This window comes from Pseudomonas sp. HT11 (genome assembly GCF_044875395.1).
Classification (GTDB): domain Bacteria; phylum Pseudomonadota; class Gammaproteobacteria; order Pseudomonadales; family Pseudomonadaceae; genus Aquipseudomonas.
Genome location: NZ_CP173217.1, coordinates 3451839 through 3469105, shown reverse-complemented (window position 1 = coordinate 3469105; position 17267 = coordinate 3451839). Strand labels below are relative to the sequence as shown.

The window sequence follows — 17267 nt, the reverse complement described above, 5'->3', positions numbered from 1 at the left end:
CGTCGTACCGTCGCCCTGCACGGTGTACATCTTATGGAAGTTGTATGTGACCTCATTGTCTTGTCCAGCTTCACCCACCTGTCACTCTGAATTCGTTACTGTAGACCGCGAACAGAGCTGACGGTCTCCCCGCAAGGGGATAACACGCGACGCTTCCATCAATAACAAGCCCAAGCGGAGTACCACAGATGGCGTTCTTCACCGCAGCCAGCAAGGCCGACTTCCAGCATCAACTGCAAGCGGCACTGGCGCAGCACATCAGTGAACAGGCACTGCCACAAGTGGCGCTGTTTGCTGAACAATTTTTCGGCATCATTTCCCTGGACGAACTGACCCAACGTCGCCTTTCCGACCTGGCCGGTTGCACCTTGTCTGCCTGGCGCCTGCTTGAGCGCTTTGATCACACCCAACCGCAGGTGCGGGTCTACAACCCCGATTACGAACGTCATGGCTGGCAATCGACGCACACCGCGGTCGAAGTGCTGCACCATGACTTGCCCTTCCTGGTCGACTCGGTGCGTACCGAGCTGAACCGTCGTGGCTACAGCATCCACACCCTGCAAACCACCGTGCTCAGCGTGCGCCGTGGCAACAAGGGCGAGTTGCTGGAAATCCTGCCTAAAGGCACCCAGGGCGAAGGCATTCAGCAAGAATCGCTGATGTACCTGGAAATCGACCGCTGCGCCAATGCCGCCGAACTGAACGTGCTGAGCAAAGAGCTTGAGCAGGTGCTGGGCGAAGTGCGCGTGGCCGTGGCTGATTTCGAACCGATGAAAGCCAAGGTCCAGGACCTGCTGGCCGGTATCGACGCCAGCCAGTTCAGCATCGACGGCGAAGAAAAAGCCGAGATCAAGAACTTCCTCGAATGGCTGGTGGGCAACCACTTCACCTTCCTGGGCTATGAAGAGTTTGTGGTACGTGACGAGGCGGACGGCGGGCATATTGAATATGACGCCAATTCCTTCCTCGGTCTGACCAAGCTGCTGCGCGCCGGCCTCACCGCCGAAGACCTGCGCATCGAAGACTACGCCGTGGCTTACCTGCGTGAGCCGACCGTGCTGTCGTTCGCCAAGGCCGCGCACCCAAGCCGCGTGCATCGCCCGGCTTACCCTGACTACGTGTCGATCCGCGAGATCGACGCTGACGGCAAGGTCATCAAGGAACACCGCTTCATGGGCCTCTACACCTCTTCGGTGTACGGTGAAAGCGTGCGAGTGATTCCGTACATCCGCCGCAAGGTCGCGGAAATCGAACGCCGCTCGGGTTTCCAACCCAAGGCTCACCTGGGCAAAGAGCTTGCTCAAGTGGTTGAAGTGCTGCCGCGTGACGACCTGTTCCAGACCCCGGTCGACGAGCTGTTCAGCACTGTGATGTCGATCGTGCAGATCCAGGAACGCAACAAGATCCGCGTGTTCCTGCGCAAAGACCCATACGGTCGTTTCTGCTACTGCCTGGCCTACGTGCCGCGCGACATCTATTCCACCGAAGTGCGCCAGAAGATCCAGCAAGTGCTGATGGATCGCCTGAAAGCCTCGGACTGCGAATTCTGGACCTTCTTCTCTGAATCGGTGTTGGCCCGTGTTCAGCTGATTCTGCGGGTTGACCCCAAGAACCGCCTGGACATCGACCCGCTGCAACTGGAAAAAGAAGTGGTGCAGGCCTGCCGCAGCTGGCAGGACGACTACTCCAGCCTTGTGGTCGAAAGCTTCGGCGAAGCCCAGGGCACCAACGTGCTGGCGGATTTCCCGAAAGGTTTCCCGGCCGGCTACCGCGAGCGCTTTGCCGCGCATTCGGCCGTGGTCGACATGCAGCACCTGAACAGCCTGACCGAAGCCAACCCGCTGGTGATGAGCTTTTACCAGCCGCTGGGCCAGGTTTCCGGCCAGCGCGAGCTGCATTGCAAGCTCTACCACGCGGATACGCCGCTGGCATTGTCCGACGTGCTGCCGATCCTGGAAAACCTCGGCCTGCGCGTGCTGGGTGAATTCCCGTACCGCCTGCGCCATGCCAATGGCCGCGAGTTCTGGATTCACGATTTCGCCTTCATCGCCGCCGAAGGCGTGAACCTCGATATCCAGCAGCTCAACGACACCTTGCAGGACGCGTTTGTGCACATCGTGCATGGCGATGCCGAAAACGATGCGTTCAACCGCCTGGTACTGACTGCCGGCCTGCCATGGCGCGACGTGGCGCTGCTGCGTGCCTATGCGCGTTACTTGAAGCAGATCCGCCTGGGCTTTGACCTGGGTTACATCGCCAGCACCCTGAACAACCACACCGACATCGCTCGCGAGTTGACCCGGTTGTTCAAGACCCGCTTCTACCTGGCGCGCAAGCTCACCGCCGATGACCTGGAAGATAAGCAGCAACGCCTGGAACAAGCGATCCTCACCGCCCTGGACGACGTTCAGGTGCTCAACGAAGACCGCATCCTGCGTCGCTACCTGGACCTGATCAAGGCCACCCTGCGGACCAACTTCTACCAGACCGACGCCAACGGCCAGAACAAGTCGTACTTCAGCTTCAAGTTCGACCCGCGCGCGATTCCTGAGCTGCCCAAGCCGGTGCCGAAGTTTGAAATCTTCGTGTACTCGCCGCGTGTTGAAGGCGTGCACCTGCGCTTTGGCAACGTGGCGCGTGGCGGCCTGCGCTGGTCCGACCGTGAAGAAGACTTCCGTACCGAAGTGCTCGGCCTGGTAAAAGCCCAGCAAGTGAAAAACTCGGTGATCGTGCCCGTGGGCGCGAAGGGCGGCTTCCTGCCGCGTCGCCTGCCATTGGGCGGCTCCCGCGACGAAATCGCGGCCGAGGGCATCGCCTGCTACCGCATCTTCATCTCGGGCCTGTTGGACATCACCGACAACCTCAAAGATGGCGCCCTGGTGCCGCCGGCCAACGTCGTGCGTCATGACGACGATGACCCGTACCTGGTCGTGGCAGCGGACAAGGGCACTGCGACCTTCTCCGACATCGCCAACGGCATCGCCATCGACTACGGCTTCTGGCTGGGCGACGCGTTCGCTTCCGGTGGTTCGGCCGGTTACGACCACAAGAAAATGGGCATCACCGCCAAGGGCGCGTGGGTGGGTGTGCAGCGTCACTTCCGTGAGCGCGGCATCAACGTGCAGGAAGACAGCATCACGGTGGTCGGCGTCGGCGACATGGCCGGTGACGTGTTCGGTAACGGCTTGCTGATGTCCGACACGCTGCAACTGGTCGCGGCCTTCAACCACCTGCACATCTTCATCGATCCCAACCCGAACCCGGCGACCAGCTTCGTCGAGCGCAAGCGTTTGTTCGAGCTGCCGCGTTCTGCCTGGACCGACTACGACACCAGCATCATGTCCGAAGGCGGCGGTATCTTCTCGCGCAGCGCGAAAAGCATTGCCATCTCGCCACAGATGAAAGAGCGCTTCGACATTCAGGCCGACAAGCTGACCCCGACCGAACTGCTGAACGCCTTGCTCAAGGCGCCGGTAGACCTGTTGTGGAACGGCGGCATCGGTACGTACGTCAAGGCCAGCACCGAAAGCCATGCCGACGTGGGCGACAAGGCCAACGACGCGTTGCGTGTCAACGGCAACGAGCTGCGCTGCAAGGTGGTGGGCGAGGGCGGTAACCTGGGCATGACCCAACTGGGTCGCGTGGAATTCGGCCTCAATGGCGGCGGTTCCAACACCGACTTCATCGACAACGCCGGTGGCGTGGACTGCTCCGACCACGAAGTGAACATCAAGATCCTGCTCAACGAAGTGGTGCAGGCCGGTGACATGACCGACAAGCAGCGCAACCAGCTGCTGGCGAGCATGACCGACGAAGTCGGCAACCTGGTGTTGGGCAACAACTACAAGCAGACCCAGGCCCTGTCCCTGGCTGCGCGCCGTGCCTACGAGCGTGCCGCCGAGTACAAGCGTCTGATGAGCGACCTGGAAGGCCGTGGCAAGCTGGACCGCGCCATCGAGTACCTGCCGACCGAGGAGCAGCTCACCGAGCGCGCCTCCAGCGGTAAGGGCCTGACCCGTCCGGAGCTGTCGGTGTTGATCTCCTACAGCAAGATCGACCTCAAGGAAGCCCTGCTCAAGTCGCTGGTACCGGATGACGACTACCTGACCCGTGACATGGAGACCGCGTTCCCACCGAGCCTGGTCGCCAAGTTCGGCGAAGCCATGCGTCGCCATCGCCTCAAGCGCGAGATCGTCAGCACCCAGATCGCCAACGACCTGGTCAACCACATGGGCATCACCTTCGTGCAGCGACTCAAAGAGTCGACCGGCATGAGCCCGGCGAACGTGGCCGGTGCCTACGTGATCGTGCGTGACATTTTCCATCTCCCGCACTGGTTCCGTCAGATCGAAGCCCTGGACCACCAGGTTTCCGCTGACGTGCAACTGGAGCTGATGGATGAGCTGATGCGCCTGGGCCGCCGTGCCACGCGTTGGTTCCTGCGCAGCCGTCGTAACGAGCAGGATGCTGGCCGTGACACCGCGCACTTCGGTCCGCACCTGGCAGCGCTGGGCCTCAAGCTCGACGAACTGCTGGAAGGCCCGACCCGCGAAGGCTGGCAGAACCGCTACCAGGCCTACACCGAAGCGGGTGTGCCAGAGTTGTTGGCGCGCATGGTTGCAGGCACGACTCACCTGTACACCCTGCTGCCAATCATCGAAGCCGCCGACGTGACCGGGCATGACGCCGCCGAAGTGGCCAAGGCCTACTTCGCCGTCGGCAGCGCCCTGGACTTGCCATGGTACTTGCAGCAGATCAGCGATCTGCCGGTGGCCAACAACTGGCAGGCCGCGGCCCGCGAAGCCTTCCGCGATGACGTGGACTGGCAGCAGCGCGCGATCACCATCTCTGTTCTGCAAATGGCCGACGCGCCACACGACATGGAAGCCCGTGTGGCCCTGTGGCTTGAGCAGCATCAGGACATGGCTGATCGCTGGCGCGCCATGATGGTCGAAATCCGTGCTGCGGTCGGCACGGACTACGCCATGTATGCAGTCGCCAACCGTGAACTGCTGGACCTGGCGTTGAGCGGTCAGTCGGTGCTGCAATCGGCTTGATCCTGCGGTAAAACAAAAGCCCCCGTATCGTGAGATGCGGGGGCTTTTTGTTTCGCCACGATTGACCAGACACCCTTGGCCAGCTCCCACAATTGGATCTTTGTACGATCGATCTACGAAGTAATGCTTAAAGGTGGCCGGTAAGGCTAATTCTGCGCATTGGACCTGGCATGGTTAAATGGGGGCTGTGCTCAACACAATCAGATCAAGCGAGGGTGTATGCGACTTTGTATTTTCTCGGGTTCAAGCGCGGGCCGATTGCCGGTGTATGCGCAAATGGCGGCTCAATTGGGTGAGGCGCTGGCCAAGGCGGGTATCGGCCTGGTCTACGGTGGCGCCTCGGTCGGCTTGATGGGGGCGGTGGCTGACGCCGCGCTGGCCCATGGCGGTGAAGTGATCGGGGTAATGCCAGAGTTTCTGGCCGAGAAAGAACTGGCGCACACCGGCCTCAAAGACTTGCGGATCGTCAGCTCCATGCACGAGCGCAAAGCGCTGATGGCCGAGCTTTCCGACGGCTTTATCGCGTTGCCCGGCGGCCTCGGTACGTTTGAAGAGTTGTTTGAGGTGTGGACCTGGGCGCAACTCGGCCAGCACGCAAAACCTTGCGCTCTGCTGAACATCAACGGCTTTTACGACGGCCTGGCCACGTTTCTCGACTCGGTTGTCAGTGAGGCGTTTCTAAAACCCGTGCACCGCAACATGTTGATCGTGGAACCGAACGTGGAGCGTTTGCTGGCTGCCGTGTTGAGTTATCAGGCGCCCAACGTGCCCAAGTGGATCACGCGAGAAGACACCTGATGCCACAGGCAACCGACGCGGTGGCGAGCGTCAGTTGAGCGTGAGCAATTTCGCCTCCAGATGATCCAGATGCTGGGTCATCAGGCCGATCGCGCGGTTCACATCGCGTTGTTCCAGCGCATCCACAATCGCCACATGCTCCTGCCACGCGCAGTACGTGCAGGCGTGTGCCTCGTATTGAGCAATGATCAATGAGGTCAACGGCACCAGGCTGTTGAGGAACTGCGCCAGGGGCGCGTTGTGTGCCATCGCGGCCAATTGCAGGTGGAACTCCCCGGACAGGCGAATCGCCGTGGCGCGCTGGTCGCGGTCAATACAGTCACGTTCACCGGCGATCAACTCACGTAGCTGCCGGATGTGCGTTGGCGTGGCCTGGGCACAGGCCAGCTGCACCACGGTAACTTCCGTCATTCGCCGCGCTTCCAGAATCTGCCGCGTCTGCTGGGCGTCCGGCGCAGCCACTTGGGCGCGCTGGTTGGGGCGCAGGATGATCACTTGCTGATGGGACAGCTTGGCCAGTACGCGTCGAATCACGCTGCGGCTCACACCAAAGGTTTCGCCCAGGCCTTCTTCGGTAAACCGGCTGGCGGGGGCGATGCGTTGTTCGAGGATGGCATCGAACAAGCGCGGGTAGATGTCGTCCACCGAGGGCTTTTTACCGGCCACAAGGCGCAGGGCCGGGAGAATGGGATCGCGTTGCAGCGCGTGGGCGGTCATGGCCGGTCTCCAAAAATTCAGCTGCCCAGATGGTCGTCCGGGATGTTCAAGCGAATGCCCATGCGCAGGCCTTCCTGGAGGATGTGCCGACGCATCTCGGCACTGGCCAGTGCACTGTTCTTGTTGCGGATGGCGCGCACCACGGCTTCGTTCTCTTGCAGACGCTCGGCAAGATGTTCCGGCGAGTTGCGCAAGACTTGCGCGCTCAGCTTGAGGGCGTTGCTGGTTTGCTGCACCACGTTCTGGAAGATCGGGTTGGACGTCAGCGCGAACAGTTCTTCGTGAAAGCCGATGTAGGCGTTCATGCCGGCTTCGGCGTCACCCGCATCCAGGGCTTCGCGCATGTCCATCAAGGTCAGGCGCAGTTGGCCGACCTCCTTGCTGCTGATGGATTGGGCGACCAGGCCGACGATGAAGGGCTCGAGGGTGTAGCGCAGTTGCAGGATATCTTCGAGGCTGGCGTCGGCCACGGCGTCGCTGGCCTGCGGTTCGCTGACGCTGGTTTCCAATACCACCACGCCCTTGCCGGGCATCGAGCGCACCAGGCCAAGGGTCTCCAGCACGATGACCGCTTCGCGCAGGCTCGGGCGGCTGATGCCCATCTGTTCGGCCAGTTCACGCTGGCCGGGCAGCATTTCTCCACGCCGCCACTGGCCACGCTTGAGTGCGGCGCGCAGTTTTTCTACGACTGAATTGACGACGGTTGAGGTGCTGATCACGTCTACGTCTCCTTGGATGTTTCCAATAGGGTCACGATTCCAAGTGGGAGCTGGCTTGCCTGCGATGACTGACTGTCAGTCAACATCTTTATGGCTGACCCACCGCTATCGCAGGCAAGCCAGCTCCCACAGTTGGATCGCGTTGCTAGAACTCCTGATGCGCCGGCAGCACCGGCTTCTTGGCCTGGAAGGCATAGCCTTGCTGACCGTCGAGCACCTTGTTGGCGCGTTGGATATCGATGTCTTTTTCCCAGCGGGCAATGGCTACCGTGGCGACGCAGTTGCCGATCAGGTTGGTCAATGCACGGCCAATACCCATGAACCAGTCGACCGCCAACACCAGCACCAGCCCGACCACCGGGATCGCCGGGATAGCGGTGAGGGTCGCCGCCAGAATCACCAGTGCCGAGCCCGGAATCCCATGGGCGCCCTTGGAGGTAATCAGCGACACCAGCAGGATGGTCAGCAAGTCGGTCATCGACAGCGGCGTGCCGGTGGCGTTGGCGATGAACACGATGGCCAGGGTGAGGTAGATCGAGAAGCCGTCGAGGTTGAACGAATAGCCCGTCGGAATCACCAGGCCTACGGTCGAGCTGCCAATACCCAGGTGCTCAAGTTTGCGCATGATCTGCGGCAGTACCGCATCGGAGGAGGCGGTGCCCATCACGATCAGCAGTTCTTCGCGCAGGTACTTGAGCAGCGGCAACATACGCAGGCCGGACACACGCATCACCAGGCCAAGCACCACCGCGACAAAGACAAAGCAGGTCAGGTAGAACAACCCTACCAGGCTGCCCAGGTGTTGCAGCGAATCCAGGCCATAGGTGCTGGTGGTGAACGCAATGGCGCCGAACACGCCGATCGGCGCCAGGCGCACGATCATGCCCATGATGCGGAAGATCACGTGGCTCAGCTCGTTGATCAACCGCGAAATGCCCGAGGCGGCTTCCCCCACCAGGTTCAGCGCACTGCCGAACAGCACCGAGAACAGCAGCACTTGCAGCACGTTGTTGTCGGCGAAGGCGCCGATCACCGAGTTGGGGATCAGGTCCATCAGGAACTGGCTGGTGCCGCGGATGTGCTGGCCTTTGTCGGCCAGTTCATTCAGACCGGCGGAGGACAGCTGCTCAAGGTGGATATTGGCGCCGGTGCCGATGCCGGTGCTGAACGCCATGATCAGGCCGATCACCAGTGCGACGGTGGTCAGCACTTCAAAATAGATCACTGACTTGAGGCCGATGCGTCCGACCTTCTTCAAGTCGCCGGCACCGGAAATACCGCTGACCACCACGCAGAATACGATCAGGCCAATCAGCATTTTGATCAGCTTGATAAAGCCGTCACCCAGGGGTTTGAGTTGCGAGGAGAATTCGGGAAGGGCCAGGCCGCAGATAATGCCCAGCATCAGGCCAATCACGACTTGCAGGAAAATCGAACGCGAGCACCATCTGAGCATGGGAGGGATCTCTATTCGGTGCCCTGGTGGTTCCAGGGCTTAATTTTTGTGGTCTTACCGGTAAGTCCAGTGCGCGGCCAGTCTACGCCGGGTTTTTTTGAAATCACAAGTAAATAATCGGCGGTTGACAGTTCCCGGTCTGACCAGTTGGTCGACAAGCGTGATGCTTGAGCGGTTGGCGGGCTGGAAAAAAATTCGCTTATCATCCGCGACTTGATTCGCGAGGTGATTGATGGACGCACCAGGACTGACCACGGACGCCACAGGGCAGACCCACTGCACCTGGCGCACGGCGGCGCCGGAATACCCGCGCTATCACGACCACGAGTGGGGCGTGCCGGTGGCGGATGATATTCAACTGTACGAGAAGATTTGCCTGGAAGGCTTTCAGGCCGGCATGGCGTGGATCACCATCCTGCGCAAGCGCGAGCAGTTTCGGGCAGCTTTCGAGGGCTTTGATTTTCGCCGCGTGGCGCAGTACGGCGAGGCGGATATAGACCGCCTGATGAATGATCCCGGCATTGTGCGCAATCGGGCCAAGATCGTCTCCACCCTCAACAACGCGCGCAGGGCGTGCGAACTGGTGGATGAAACCGGCTCGTTGGCCCATTGGATATGGGCGTTCGAGCCAGCCGAGGAGGAGCGCCCGGCCGTGGTGGACATGGCTTACTGGACCGGCAACCCAACGTCGCCGGCGTCGGTGCGCTTATCCAAAGCCTTGAAAAAACGCGGCTGGACCTTTGTCGGCCCCACCACCATGTATGCGTTGATGCAGGCGATGGGCATGGTCAATGATCACTTGGAAGGCTGCGCTTGCCGAGCGCAGATCGAGGACCTGCGCCGCCAGTTCAAACGCCCCTGACTCCTCGGATTAAACACCTTTCAAACTGTGGGAGCTGGCTTGCCTGCGATGGCGGTGAGTCAGCCAACACATCTGTTTCTGATGTACCGCTATCGCAGGCAAGCCAGCTCCCACAATTCAGTTTTGTGGTGTGGCTGGTTACTGCGGCAGCGGCGTCAACACCTCAGCCTTGTCATCCAGCACCATCACCACCAGCAGCTTGGCCGGCTGGGTCTGGCTGGCGTTGCTTGATTCAAAGTGTCGCGAGCCGGCCGCTTCATAGAACGACTCACCGACCTTGTAGGTAATCGCCTTTTCATCGTTGACCCGCGAGGTGATCTCACCCTCCAGCACATACGCCACGGCAGTGCCGGTGTGGCTGTGCGGCACGGTGGCCTGGCCAGGGGCGTAATCGACGGTGAGCATGATGGTTTTCTTGCCGGGCACGTTGGTCAAGGCATGTTCCTGCAGCACCTTGATGGATTCATGGTTGTAAACCGGCTCGTGGGCGAGGGCGCTGAGCGAGGTGAGCATCAGGGTGGCAGCGAGCAGTCGTTTCATGATGAGGTTTCCGAGAAGTTCGAGACCTCTTCACCCTACGCCGCCGAGTGCACCTGACCAATGACCAATGCGCGGGAAAACCCGCTAGCCAATCTGCTGAAGAATATCGCGCAGCCGGTCCAGCGCCGGGTCGATGTCGAGCAACTCGATGGCGCCGAAGCCGATGATCAACCCTTGGCGCACAGGGGCGTCATGGAAGAACACATCCACCGGGTACACGCCCACTTCCAAGCGCCGCGCCAGTTCCATCAGCAACGGGATATCCACCGGCACCTTGCACAGCGCCGCCATGTGAAACCCCGCCACGCTGGGCACCGCTTCAAACCAGGGCGCCAAGTCGCCTGCCAGGCGCTGCAGGATGCGTTCGCGGCGCCCGGCGTACACCGTGTGGCAGCGGCGAATGTGCTTGAGCAAGTAGCCTTCGCTGATGAACTTGGCCAGTGCCCATTGCGGCAGCGTGGAGCTGTGCTGGTCGGTCAGTTGCTTGGCCTTGAGCACCGCGCCGTAAATGGCCGGCGGCAGCACCGCATAGCCCAGGCGCAACTCCGGCAGCAGGGTTTTCGAGAAGGTCCCGACGTACGTGACCACGCCACGGCTGTCCATGCTTTGCAGGGAATCGGTGGGGCGGCCTTCGTAGCGAAATTCGCTGTCGTAGTCGTCTTCAATGATGATCGCGCCCAGCTCGAACGCGCGCGCCAGCAAGGCTTCGCGGCGCGCCAGGCTCATGGGCATGCCCAAAGGGAATTGGTGGGACGGGGTCACGTAGATCAGCCGTGTGCCGTCCGGGATCAGGTCGACCTGAATGCCTTGCGCGTCGACCGGCACGCCGGCAACGTGCGCGCCCATGGCCATGAACAACTGGCGCGCGGGGCTGTAGCCGGGGTCTTCCATGGCGACTGTGGTGCCCGGTTCGAGCACCACGCGGGCGATCAGGTCCAGCGCCTGCTGCGCGCCATTGGTGACCACGATGTCGTCGGCGCGGCATTTCACCCCGCGTGAAAACGCGACGTGCCCGGCGATGGCCTCGCGCAGCGCGGGCAAACCTTCCGGTTGACTGTAAAAGCCGCTGTCTCGGGCGATACGCCGCAGCGCATCCTGGGTACAGCGCCGCCATTCATCCTGGGGGAATTGATTGCGGGTGGTGGCGCCGCCGATAAATTCATAGCGCAGGGTGCTGTCGCGCGTGGGATGGCGCATGGGCGAGGGCAGCGCCGCCCATTTGCCCAGGTTGGCGGCACAAGCCAGGTCGGCGGCGGTTTGCACGCGCTCGGTTTGCACCGTATGGGCGTTGACGAAAGTGCCGCGGCCGGTCTTGCCCACCAGCAGGCCTTCGTATGTCAGGGTGGCGTAGGTGTCCGACACGGTTTTGCGCGACACGCCGATTTGCTCGGCCAACAAGCGGCTGGGCGGCAGTTGCGCGCCGACCGCGAGGCGTCCGGACGCAATGGCTTCACGCAACTGCCGGTACAGCTGTTCGGCCAGGTCTTTGCGGCCGTTGATCACCACGTGCAGTTCCATGTTTCATCCCAAGGCATTCACTCAGGGCCAAGACTACTCGCTCGCGCAGCGCGCTCAAAATGGTCTGCGCATAAACCGCCCGATTGGCTATAGGGCTTATGGAACGGGGGCTCTAGGCTAGCGCACACTGACTTGCCCGCCCGAGAACCGCCCATGGAACGCCGTCTGGATTACTACACCGCCTCACCGCAAGCGCTTAAAGGCATGTTGATGCTGGAGGCGGCGACCTTTGAACTGTCCATCGAAAAACCGCTGCTGGAGTTGATCAAGATCCGCGTCTCGCAGCTCAACCACTGCGGGTTTTGCACCGATATGCATTCGATGGCAGCGCGCCAGCGGGGTGAGAGTGAGCGACGCCTGTTTGCACTGTGCGTATGGCGTGATTCGCCGTTTTTCAGCGCGCGGGAAAAGGCCGCGTTGGCCTGGAGCGAGTCGGTGGCGACGCTGCCGACATCAAGTGTCTCGGATGAACTCTACACGGCAGTGCGCGTGGAGTTCAGCGAGCAGGAATTGGTGGACCTGACCATGGCGGTGTCCAGCATCAGTGGCTGGAACCGCCTGGCGGTGAGCTTTCGCCAGCAACCGCCGAACCCTTGATCAGGACAGGAAACCGCCGTCCACGTTCAGTGACACGCCGGTGGTGTAGCTGGAGGCGTCGCTGGCCAGAAACAGCACCGCGCCGGCCATTTCGCTCGGGTCGGCCACGCGTTTGAGCGGGATCTGCGCCAGCGCCATTTTCAGGATCGAATCGTTCTTCACCAGCGCCGAGGCGAACTTGGTGTCGGTCAGGCCTGGCAGCAGGGCGTTGCAACGAATGCCGAACGCTGCGCATTCCTTGGCGAACACTTTGGTCATGTTGATCACGGCGGCCTTGGTCACCGAGTAGATGCCCTGGAACACGCCAGGGGAAATGCCGTTGATCGACGCCACGTTGATGATGCTGCCGCCACCGTTCTCGCGCATCAGCTTGCCGGCTTCCACCGACATGAAGAAGTAGCCGCGAATGTTTACGTCCACGGTCTTCTGGAAGGCGCCGAGGTCGGTGTCCAGCACGTTGCAGAACTGAGGGTTGGTGGCGGCGTTGTTGACCAGGATATCCAGGCGGCCGAACTGTTCACGGATACCGGCAAACACCTGGGTGATCTGCTCCATTTCACCAATGTGGCAGGCCACGGCCGTGGCTTTGCCGCCGTCGGCGATGATTGCGTCTGCCACGTGCTGGCAGCCTTCCAGTTTGCGGCTGGAGACGATCACGTGGGCGCCTTGCTGGGCCAGCAACTTGGCGATGGCTTCACCGATACCGCGGCTGGCGCCGGACACAAAAGCAATCTTGCCGTCGAGGTCGAACAGGTGGGTCTTGGACATGAAGGGTTCCTTGTTCTTGCAGTCAGAGGGCTGATTTGGCGATGACGTTCAGGCTCATTTGCTCCAGCAGCGTGTTCATGTGGATGAACTGCGCAAAGCGTTTGTCCTGGGTCTGGCCGTGGAAGAAGCGGTAGTAGATCTGTTGCACGATGCCGGCCAGGCGGAACAGGCCATAGGTGTAGTAGAAGTCGAAATTGTCGATCTGGAGGCCCGAGCGCTCGGCGTAATAATCGACGAACTGGCGGCGGGTCAGCATGCCGGGGGCGTTGCTTGGCTGGCGACGCATGAGTTGCACCGGTGCCGGGTCGGCGGCTTCGATCCAGTAGGCGAGGGTGTTGCCCAAGTCCATCAGCGGGTCGCCCAGGGTGGTGAGTTCCCAGTCCAGCACGCCGATGATCTGCATCGGGTTTTGCGGGTCGAGGATCACGTTGTCGAAGCGGTAGTCGTTGTGCACGATGCTGGAGGTCGGGTGGTCGGCCGGCATCTTGTCGTTGAGCCAGGCGCGCACTTTCTCCCAGCTCGGGGCATCTGGGGTCAGGGCTTTCTCGTAGCGATCACTCCAGCCGCGAATCTGACGCTCTACATACCCTTCAGGCTTGCCCAGGTCGGCCAGGCCGCAGGCGGCGTAATCCACTTGGTGCAGTTCGACGAACTTGTCGATAAAGCTTTTGCACAGCGCCTCGGTCTTGGTGGCGTCCAGGCCCAGTTCGGCCGGCAGGTCGGAGCGCAGGATGATGCCGTTGACGCGCTCCATCACATAGAACTCGGCGCCGATCACTGACTCATCGGTGCAATGCACATAGGCCTTGGGGCAGTACGGGAAGCCATCTTTCAACTGGTTGAGAATGCGGTATTCGCGGCCCATGTCGTGGGCGGACTTGGCCTTGTGGCCAAAGGGTGGGCGGCGCAGCACGAATTCCCGGTCCGGGTATTCGAGCAAGTAAGTCAGGTTGGACGCGCCACCGGGGAACTGGCTGATCTTGACCGCGCCGTGCAGGCCCGCAATATGCGCCTTGAGGTAGGGATCGATGAGGCTGGCATCAAGTTCTTCGCCTGGGCGAATCTGGGTCGATTGGTCGTTAAGCGCCATGCTTATCCCTTCTGCTTATTCTAAAGGCCTTGGACTATTGGCTAATCTAATGCGCACCGTCGTCCAGCGACAAGGTCGGGGCGGCTTAATAGGTTAGCGTGTTGGACGATGATCAGCGGGCCTGATGCGCTCAAATCACCAGCATCGCCCGGCCACCGGGGTTGCAGGACAGGTTGGCACCGATTTCGACTTTTGCCAGGTCAATGCCAAGGCCGGCGAGCAGGTTATTGACGATGGGATCGAGAAGCGGGCCGAGTACCCCGCCAATCACGCCCCCAAGCATTGAAAGCAAGCCATTGAGCAGGCCCGTGACCAGGCTCAGCACAGCGCCCAACAGGCTGGCGATTTTTGGCGGGTGGTTGATCAGTTGGATGCCGGTGAGTGTTTCCTTGAGGCTGCTGACGACGTTCGAGGCGGCGAATTGATAATACGCGGGGGGCAGATTGACCGCCGGCGGGTTGGTGTAGGTGTGCGCGCGTTCGGTCCGGGCCACATCGCTGTCGACGCGCACGCCCAGCCCGCCTGCCGCGAAGGCTTGCCGGTCGCTACAGACGCCGGTGCCGCGCTTGCAGGTCTTGGTACCGATATCCACCACCGGGTACTCGTCGACGTGCAGCGTTTGGGTGGATGAAAACAGGTTTTTGGGGTCAACCTGGCCGATCATCGCGCGCAGGGCCGAGGTTTCGCCAAGCACCGACAATGATTTTTTGCCACTGTCGCAACTGTACTCCGTCACCTTGGCGCTGCCACCGGCGGCCTCCAGGGCAATGTCGAGTGTGTCGCCGATCTCAAGGCTGGTGACCAGGCAACAATTGGGGTCAAGCAGCCCCAACAAGCCGCTTAGTACTTCATTGAGCGCCTGCACCAGGCCTCCCAGCGCGTTATTGACCAGTGTGACGATCGGCAGCTTGACCGAAATCAAGGTGCGCACTTGCGCGGTTCGCACATAAATGGGCTGCGTGGCGATGTGCTTCGGGTCGCCGATGCTTGAGAGTTGCCCAGGCTCGATCACTTTGGTCGAGACGGTGACGCCGAGCAGCCCCAGCACATCCACCGGCAGCTCAACGGCAACGGCGCTGGCCTTGTTCGACAACTGCACAAGGCCCTGGATCAGGTTGAACAGCTGCAGTTTCACATCCAGTGCACTTTTGTCCGTGCCGTTCTGGATGTTGATCAGGTCGCCCAAGTGCAGGATTTGCGTGCCTGGCGCAATCAGCTTGATGGCTTCGAGGTTGTTGATGACGAGCGTGACCGCATCGCCACCGAGCTTGAGCACGTCGATGGCGGCCTGGACCAGTTGGCCGACGGTGGCGTCGGTCTTGAGCAGCTGATCGTAATTGCCGGCGCTGACGTTCAAGCGGATCGCCAGGGCATCCAGGTACTTGAGCAAACTGATATCGGTGTTGATCAAACCGTTCCAGCCCACCGCGTCGAGCTGCAACTTGCCGCCCAGCAAGCCGCCGATCAAGGCGTTGAGGGCCAAGGATTTGGTGCTGTCGACGGTCAACAAGGTGCTGCGCACGGTGAGTGACGCCACCGTTGGGGTTGGCGCGGCGGCGACCGCGGTGGCGCTCAAGAGCGTCATCATGTTGAGGGGTTGAGCCGAGAACAGCGTGAGTAAGCCATGGGCGAGGCTGGTGTGCACACGGTGGGTGGCGATGACCCGGATGGCCTCGGTTTTGGCTGGGTCGGCGCTGAAGGTGCGCATGAAGTCGGCACCGGTGGTCAGGGTGCCGCAGGCAACGGCCAGGGTGCGATTGTCGTCGACAGTGAAGTGGTTGCGCGCTGCGCTTTGAGTCGCAAACTGGGCCGCATTGTTAGTGGGCGCCGCGCACGTGCCGCTGCGGCTGACCGCTTCGAGCGCCGCTGTGTCGACCACCCGCTGTAACTTGCGCTTCTCCAGGTACAAACGGCCGCTGTCGACCACCAGCAATAGAAACAACAGCGCAATCCCAAGGGTCACCGCGCCGATCAAACCGATGGCGCCGCGCTGGCGGGCCGGGCCGAGTCCATGGCCAAACATTCTGCGTTCCTTCGCCGGTCATGCACCGACGTCCTGAGCATCCCCGCAAAGCAGTGTAGTCAGGTTTTACGTCGGCACTGGCTATTCGCTACTAGTTGCGTGGCGGCAGCGTCACCGGTGTAAGCACTGGGCGGCCGGCAAAGTATTCCACCAGGTTATCGGCCACACGCTGCACCGTATCGTGGGCGGCTTCGGGAGACAGGCCGGCCACGTGGGAGGTGAGTACGGTATTGCTCAGGCGCTTGAGGGCGTCCGGCACTTTGGGCTCGTCGTCGAACACATCCAGCGCCGCGCCGCCGATACGCCGTTGCTCAAGAGCAGCCACCAGGTCTGCCGTGACTACCACGCTGCCGCGTCCGATGTTCACCAGGTAGCCGTTCGGTCCCAGCGCATCCAGGGCGTGGCGATCAATCAGGTGACGGGTGCTTGCACCGCCGGGCGTGGCCAGAATCAGGAAATCCGAGGTGCGCGCCAGCTCAACGGCGGTGGCGCAATAGGTGTAGTCCACGTCATCGCGGGGCTGGCGGTTGTGATAACTCACCTCCATGCCGAACCCGAGCGCCGCGCGCCTGGCGATCTCCATGCCAACCGCGCCGAGCCCGAGAATCCCCAGCTGCTTGCCGCCCAGGGACGGGCGCATCACCTTCGGCCATTCGCCGCGCCGCACGGCCGCGTCGGTCTGGGGGACGCCGCGCACCAGCGACAACAGCAACGCCATGGCGTGGTCGGCCACCGACGGCGCATTCACCCCGGCGCCGTTGGTGACGACGATCCCGCGATTGCTCGCCGCCTGCAGGTCCACATGCTCGTAACCGGCACCGATCACGCAGATGATCTCGAGCAAGGGCAATGCGGCGATTTCCTCCGCATACAGCCCCAGCGGGCCACGGGTCAGCACGGCCTTGATCTGCCCGCCATGTGCCTTGATTGCCTGGGCGCGTTCGGCCGGCGTCGGCGCCAGAATCACGTGAAAGTCGTTGCTCTCGATGATTTGCAGGTATTCGTTGATGGTTTCAACCAGGACCAGAACAGTGGTGGACATCGGAAGGCGCTTCCTGAAGGGTTTGAAGAGTGAGTATGCGGGATTTGTAAGACAGAACGTTTTGTTCCGCCAGAAAAATC

Annotated in this window: 13 protein-coding genes; 4 read left to right on the top strand and 9 right to left on the bottom strand. The window is 61.4% G+C overall.

Features of this window, described 5'->3' with window-relative positions; genetic code table 11:
• Positions 1-188 precede the first annotated feature (188 nt).
• Together ABWL43_RS16030 and ABWL43_RS16025 are read left to right on the top strand one after the other, a co-directional pair.
• The gene (locus ABWL43_RS16030) at positions 189-5057 is read left to right on the top strand and encodes an NAD-glutamate dehydrogenase (RefSeq protein WP_404483084.1); all 4869 of its coding nucleotides are present in this window, start codon (positions 189-191) and stop codon (positions 5055-5057) included.
• 219 nt (positions 5058-5276) lie between these two features.
• Positions 5277-5855 carry a TIGR00730 family Rossman fold protein gene (locus ABWL43_RS16025; protein WP_145166033.1) on the top strand — a complete coding sequence of 193 codons (579 nt, stop codon included), beginning with the start codon at positions 5277-5279 and terminating at the stop codon, positions 5853-5855.
• A 30-nt stretch (positions 5856-5885) separates the two neighbouring features.
• Here ABWL43_RS16025 and ABWL43_RS16020 read toward each other — a convergent pair whose 3' ends face one another.
• The 3 genes from ABWL43_RS16020 to ABWL43_RS16010 form a co-directional block, all read right to left on the bottom strand.
• Positions 5886-6572 carry a GntR family transcriptional regulator gene (locus ABWL43_RS16020; protein ID WP_404483083.1) on the bottom strand — a complete coding sequence of 229 codons (687 nt, stop codon included), beginning with the start codon at positions 6570-6572 and terminating at the stop codon, positions 5886-5888.
• Between the two features lie 17 nt (positions 6573-6589).
• Entirely contained in the window at positions 6590-7291 is a 702-nt protein-coding gene (locus ABWL43_RS16015; protein ID WP_145166035.1) for a FadR/GntR family transcriptional regulator, read from the bottom strand.
• Between the two features lie 145 nt (positions 7292-7436).
• Entirely contained in the window at positions 7437-8762 is a 1326-nt protein-coding gene (locus ABWL43_RS16010; RefSeq protein WP_242198634.1) for a C4-dicarboxylate transporter DctA, read from the bottom strand.
• Between the two features lie 217 nt (positions 8763-8979).
• Here ABWL43_RS16010 and ABWL43_RS16005 point away from each other — a divergent pair, with 217 nt between their 5' ends.
• Entirely contained in the window at positions 8980-9609 is a 630-nt protein-coding gene (locus ABWL43_RS16005; RefSeq protein WP_145166037.1) for a DNA-3-methyladenine glycosylase I, read from the top strand.
• 138 nt (positions 9610-9747) lie between these two features.
• Here the strand turns inward: ABWL43_RS16005 and ABWL43_RS16000 are convergent, their stop codons facing one another.
• Positions 9748-10149, bottom strand: coding sequence for a cupin domain-containing protein (locus ABWL43_RS16000; RefSeq protein WP_404483082.1), 402 nt, complete (start codon positions 10147-10149; stop codon positions 9748-9750).
• A gap of 84 nt (positions 10150-10233) precedes the next feature.
• The gene (locus ABWL43_RS15995) at positions 10234-11667 is read right to left on the bottom strand and encodes a PLP-dependent aminotransferase family protein (RefSeq protein WP_404483081.1); all 1434 of its coding nucleotides are present in this window, start codon (positions 11665-11667) and stop codon (positions 10234-10236) included.
• A gap of 153 nt (positions 11668-11820) precedes the next feature.
• On the opposite strand from ABWL43_RS15995, the gene ABWL43_RS15990 reads away from it, so the two are divergent.
• The gene (locus tag ABWL43_RS15990; protein ID WP_404483080.1) at positions 11821-12264 is read left to right on the top strand and encodes a carboxymuconolactone decarboxylase family protein; all 444 of its coding nucleotides are present in this window, start codon (positions 11821-11823) and stop codon (positions 12262-12264) included.
• Here ABWL43_RS15990 and ABWL43_RS15985 read toward each other — a convergent pair whose 3' ends face one another.
• From ABWL43_RS15985 to ABWL43_RS15970, 4 genes are all read right to left on the bottom strand, one after another.
• Positions 12265-13032 (bottom strand): SDR family oxidoreductase, encoded by a 768-nt coding sequence (locus ABWL43_RS15985; protein ID WP_094952746.1) that lies wholly within the window; start codon positions 13030-13032, stop codon positions 12265-12267.
• 22 nt (positions 13033-13054) lie between these two features.
• Positions 13055-14122: a phosphotransferase family protein gene (locus tag ABWL43_RS15980; RefSeq protein WP_242198287.1), complete on the bottom strand. Its 1068-nt coding sequence runs from the start codon at positions 14120-14122 to the stop codon at positions 13055-13057.
• A 130-nt stretch (positions 14123-14252) separates the two neighbouring features.
• The gene (locus ABWL43_RS15975; protein ID WP_404483079.1) at positions 14253-16145 is read right to left on the bottom strand and encodes a pilus assembly protein TadG-related protein; all 1893 of its coding nucleotides are present in this window, start codon (positions 16143-16145) and stop codon (positions 14253-14255) included.
• Positions 16146-16236: 91 nt separating this feature from the next.
• Positions 16237-17187, bottom strand: a complete 951-nt coding sequence (locus tag ABWL43_RS15970; RefSeq protein WP_242198283.1) for a 2-hydroxyacid dehydrogenase — start codon at positions 17185-17187, stop codon at positions 16237-16239.
• Positions 17188-17267 lie beyond the last annotated feature (80 nt).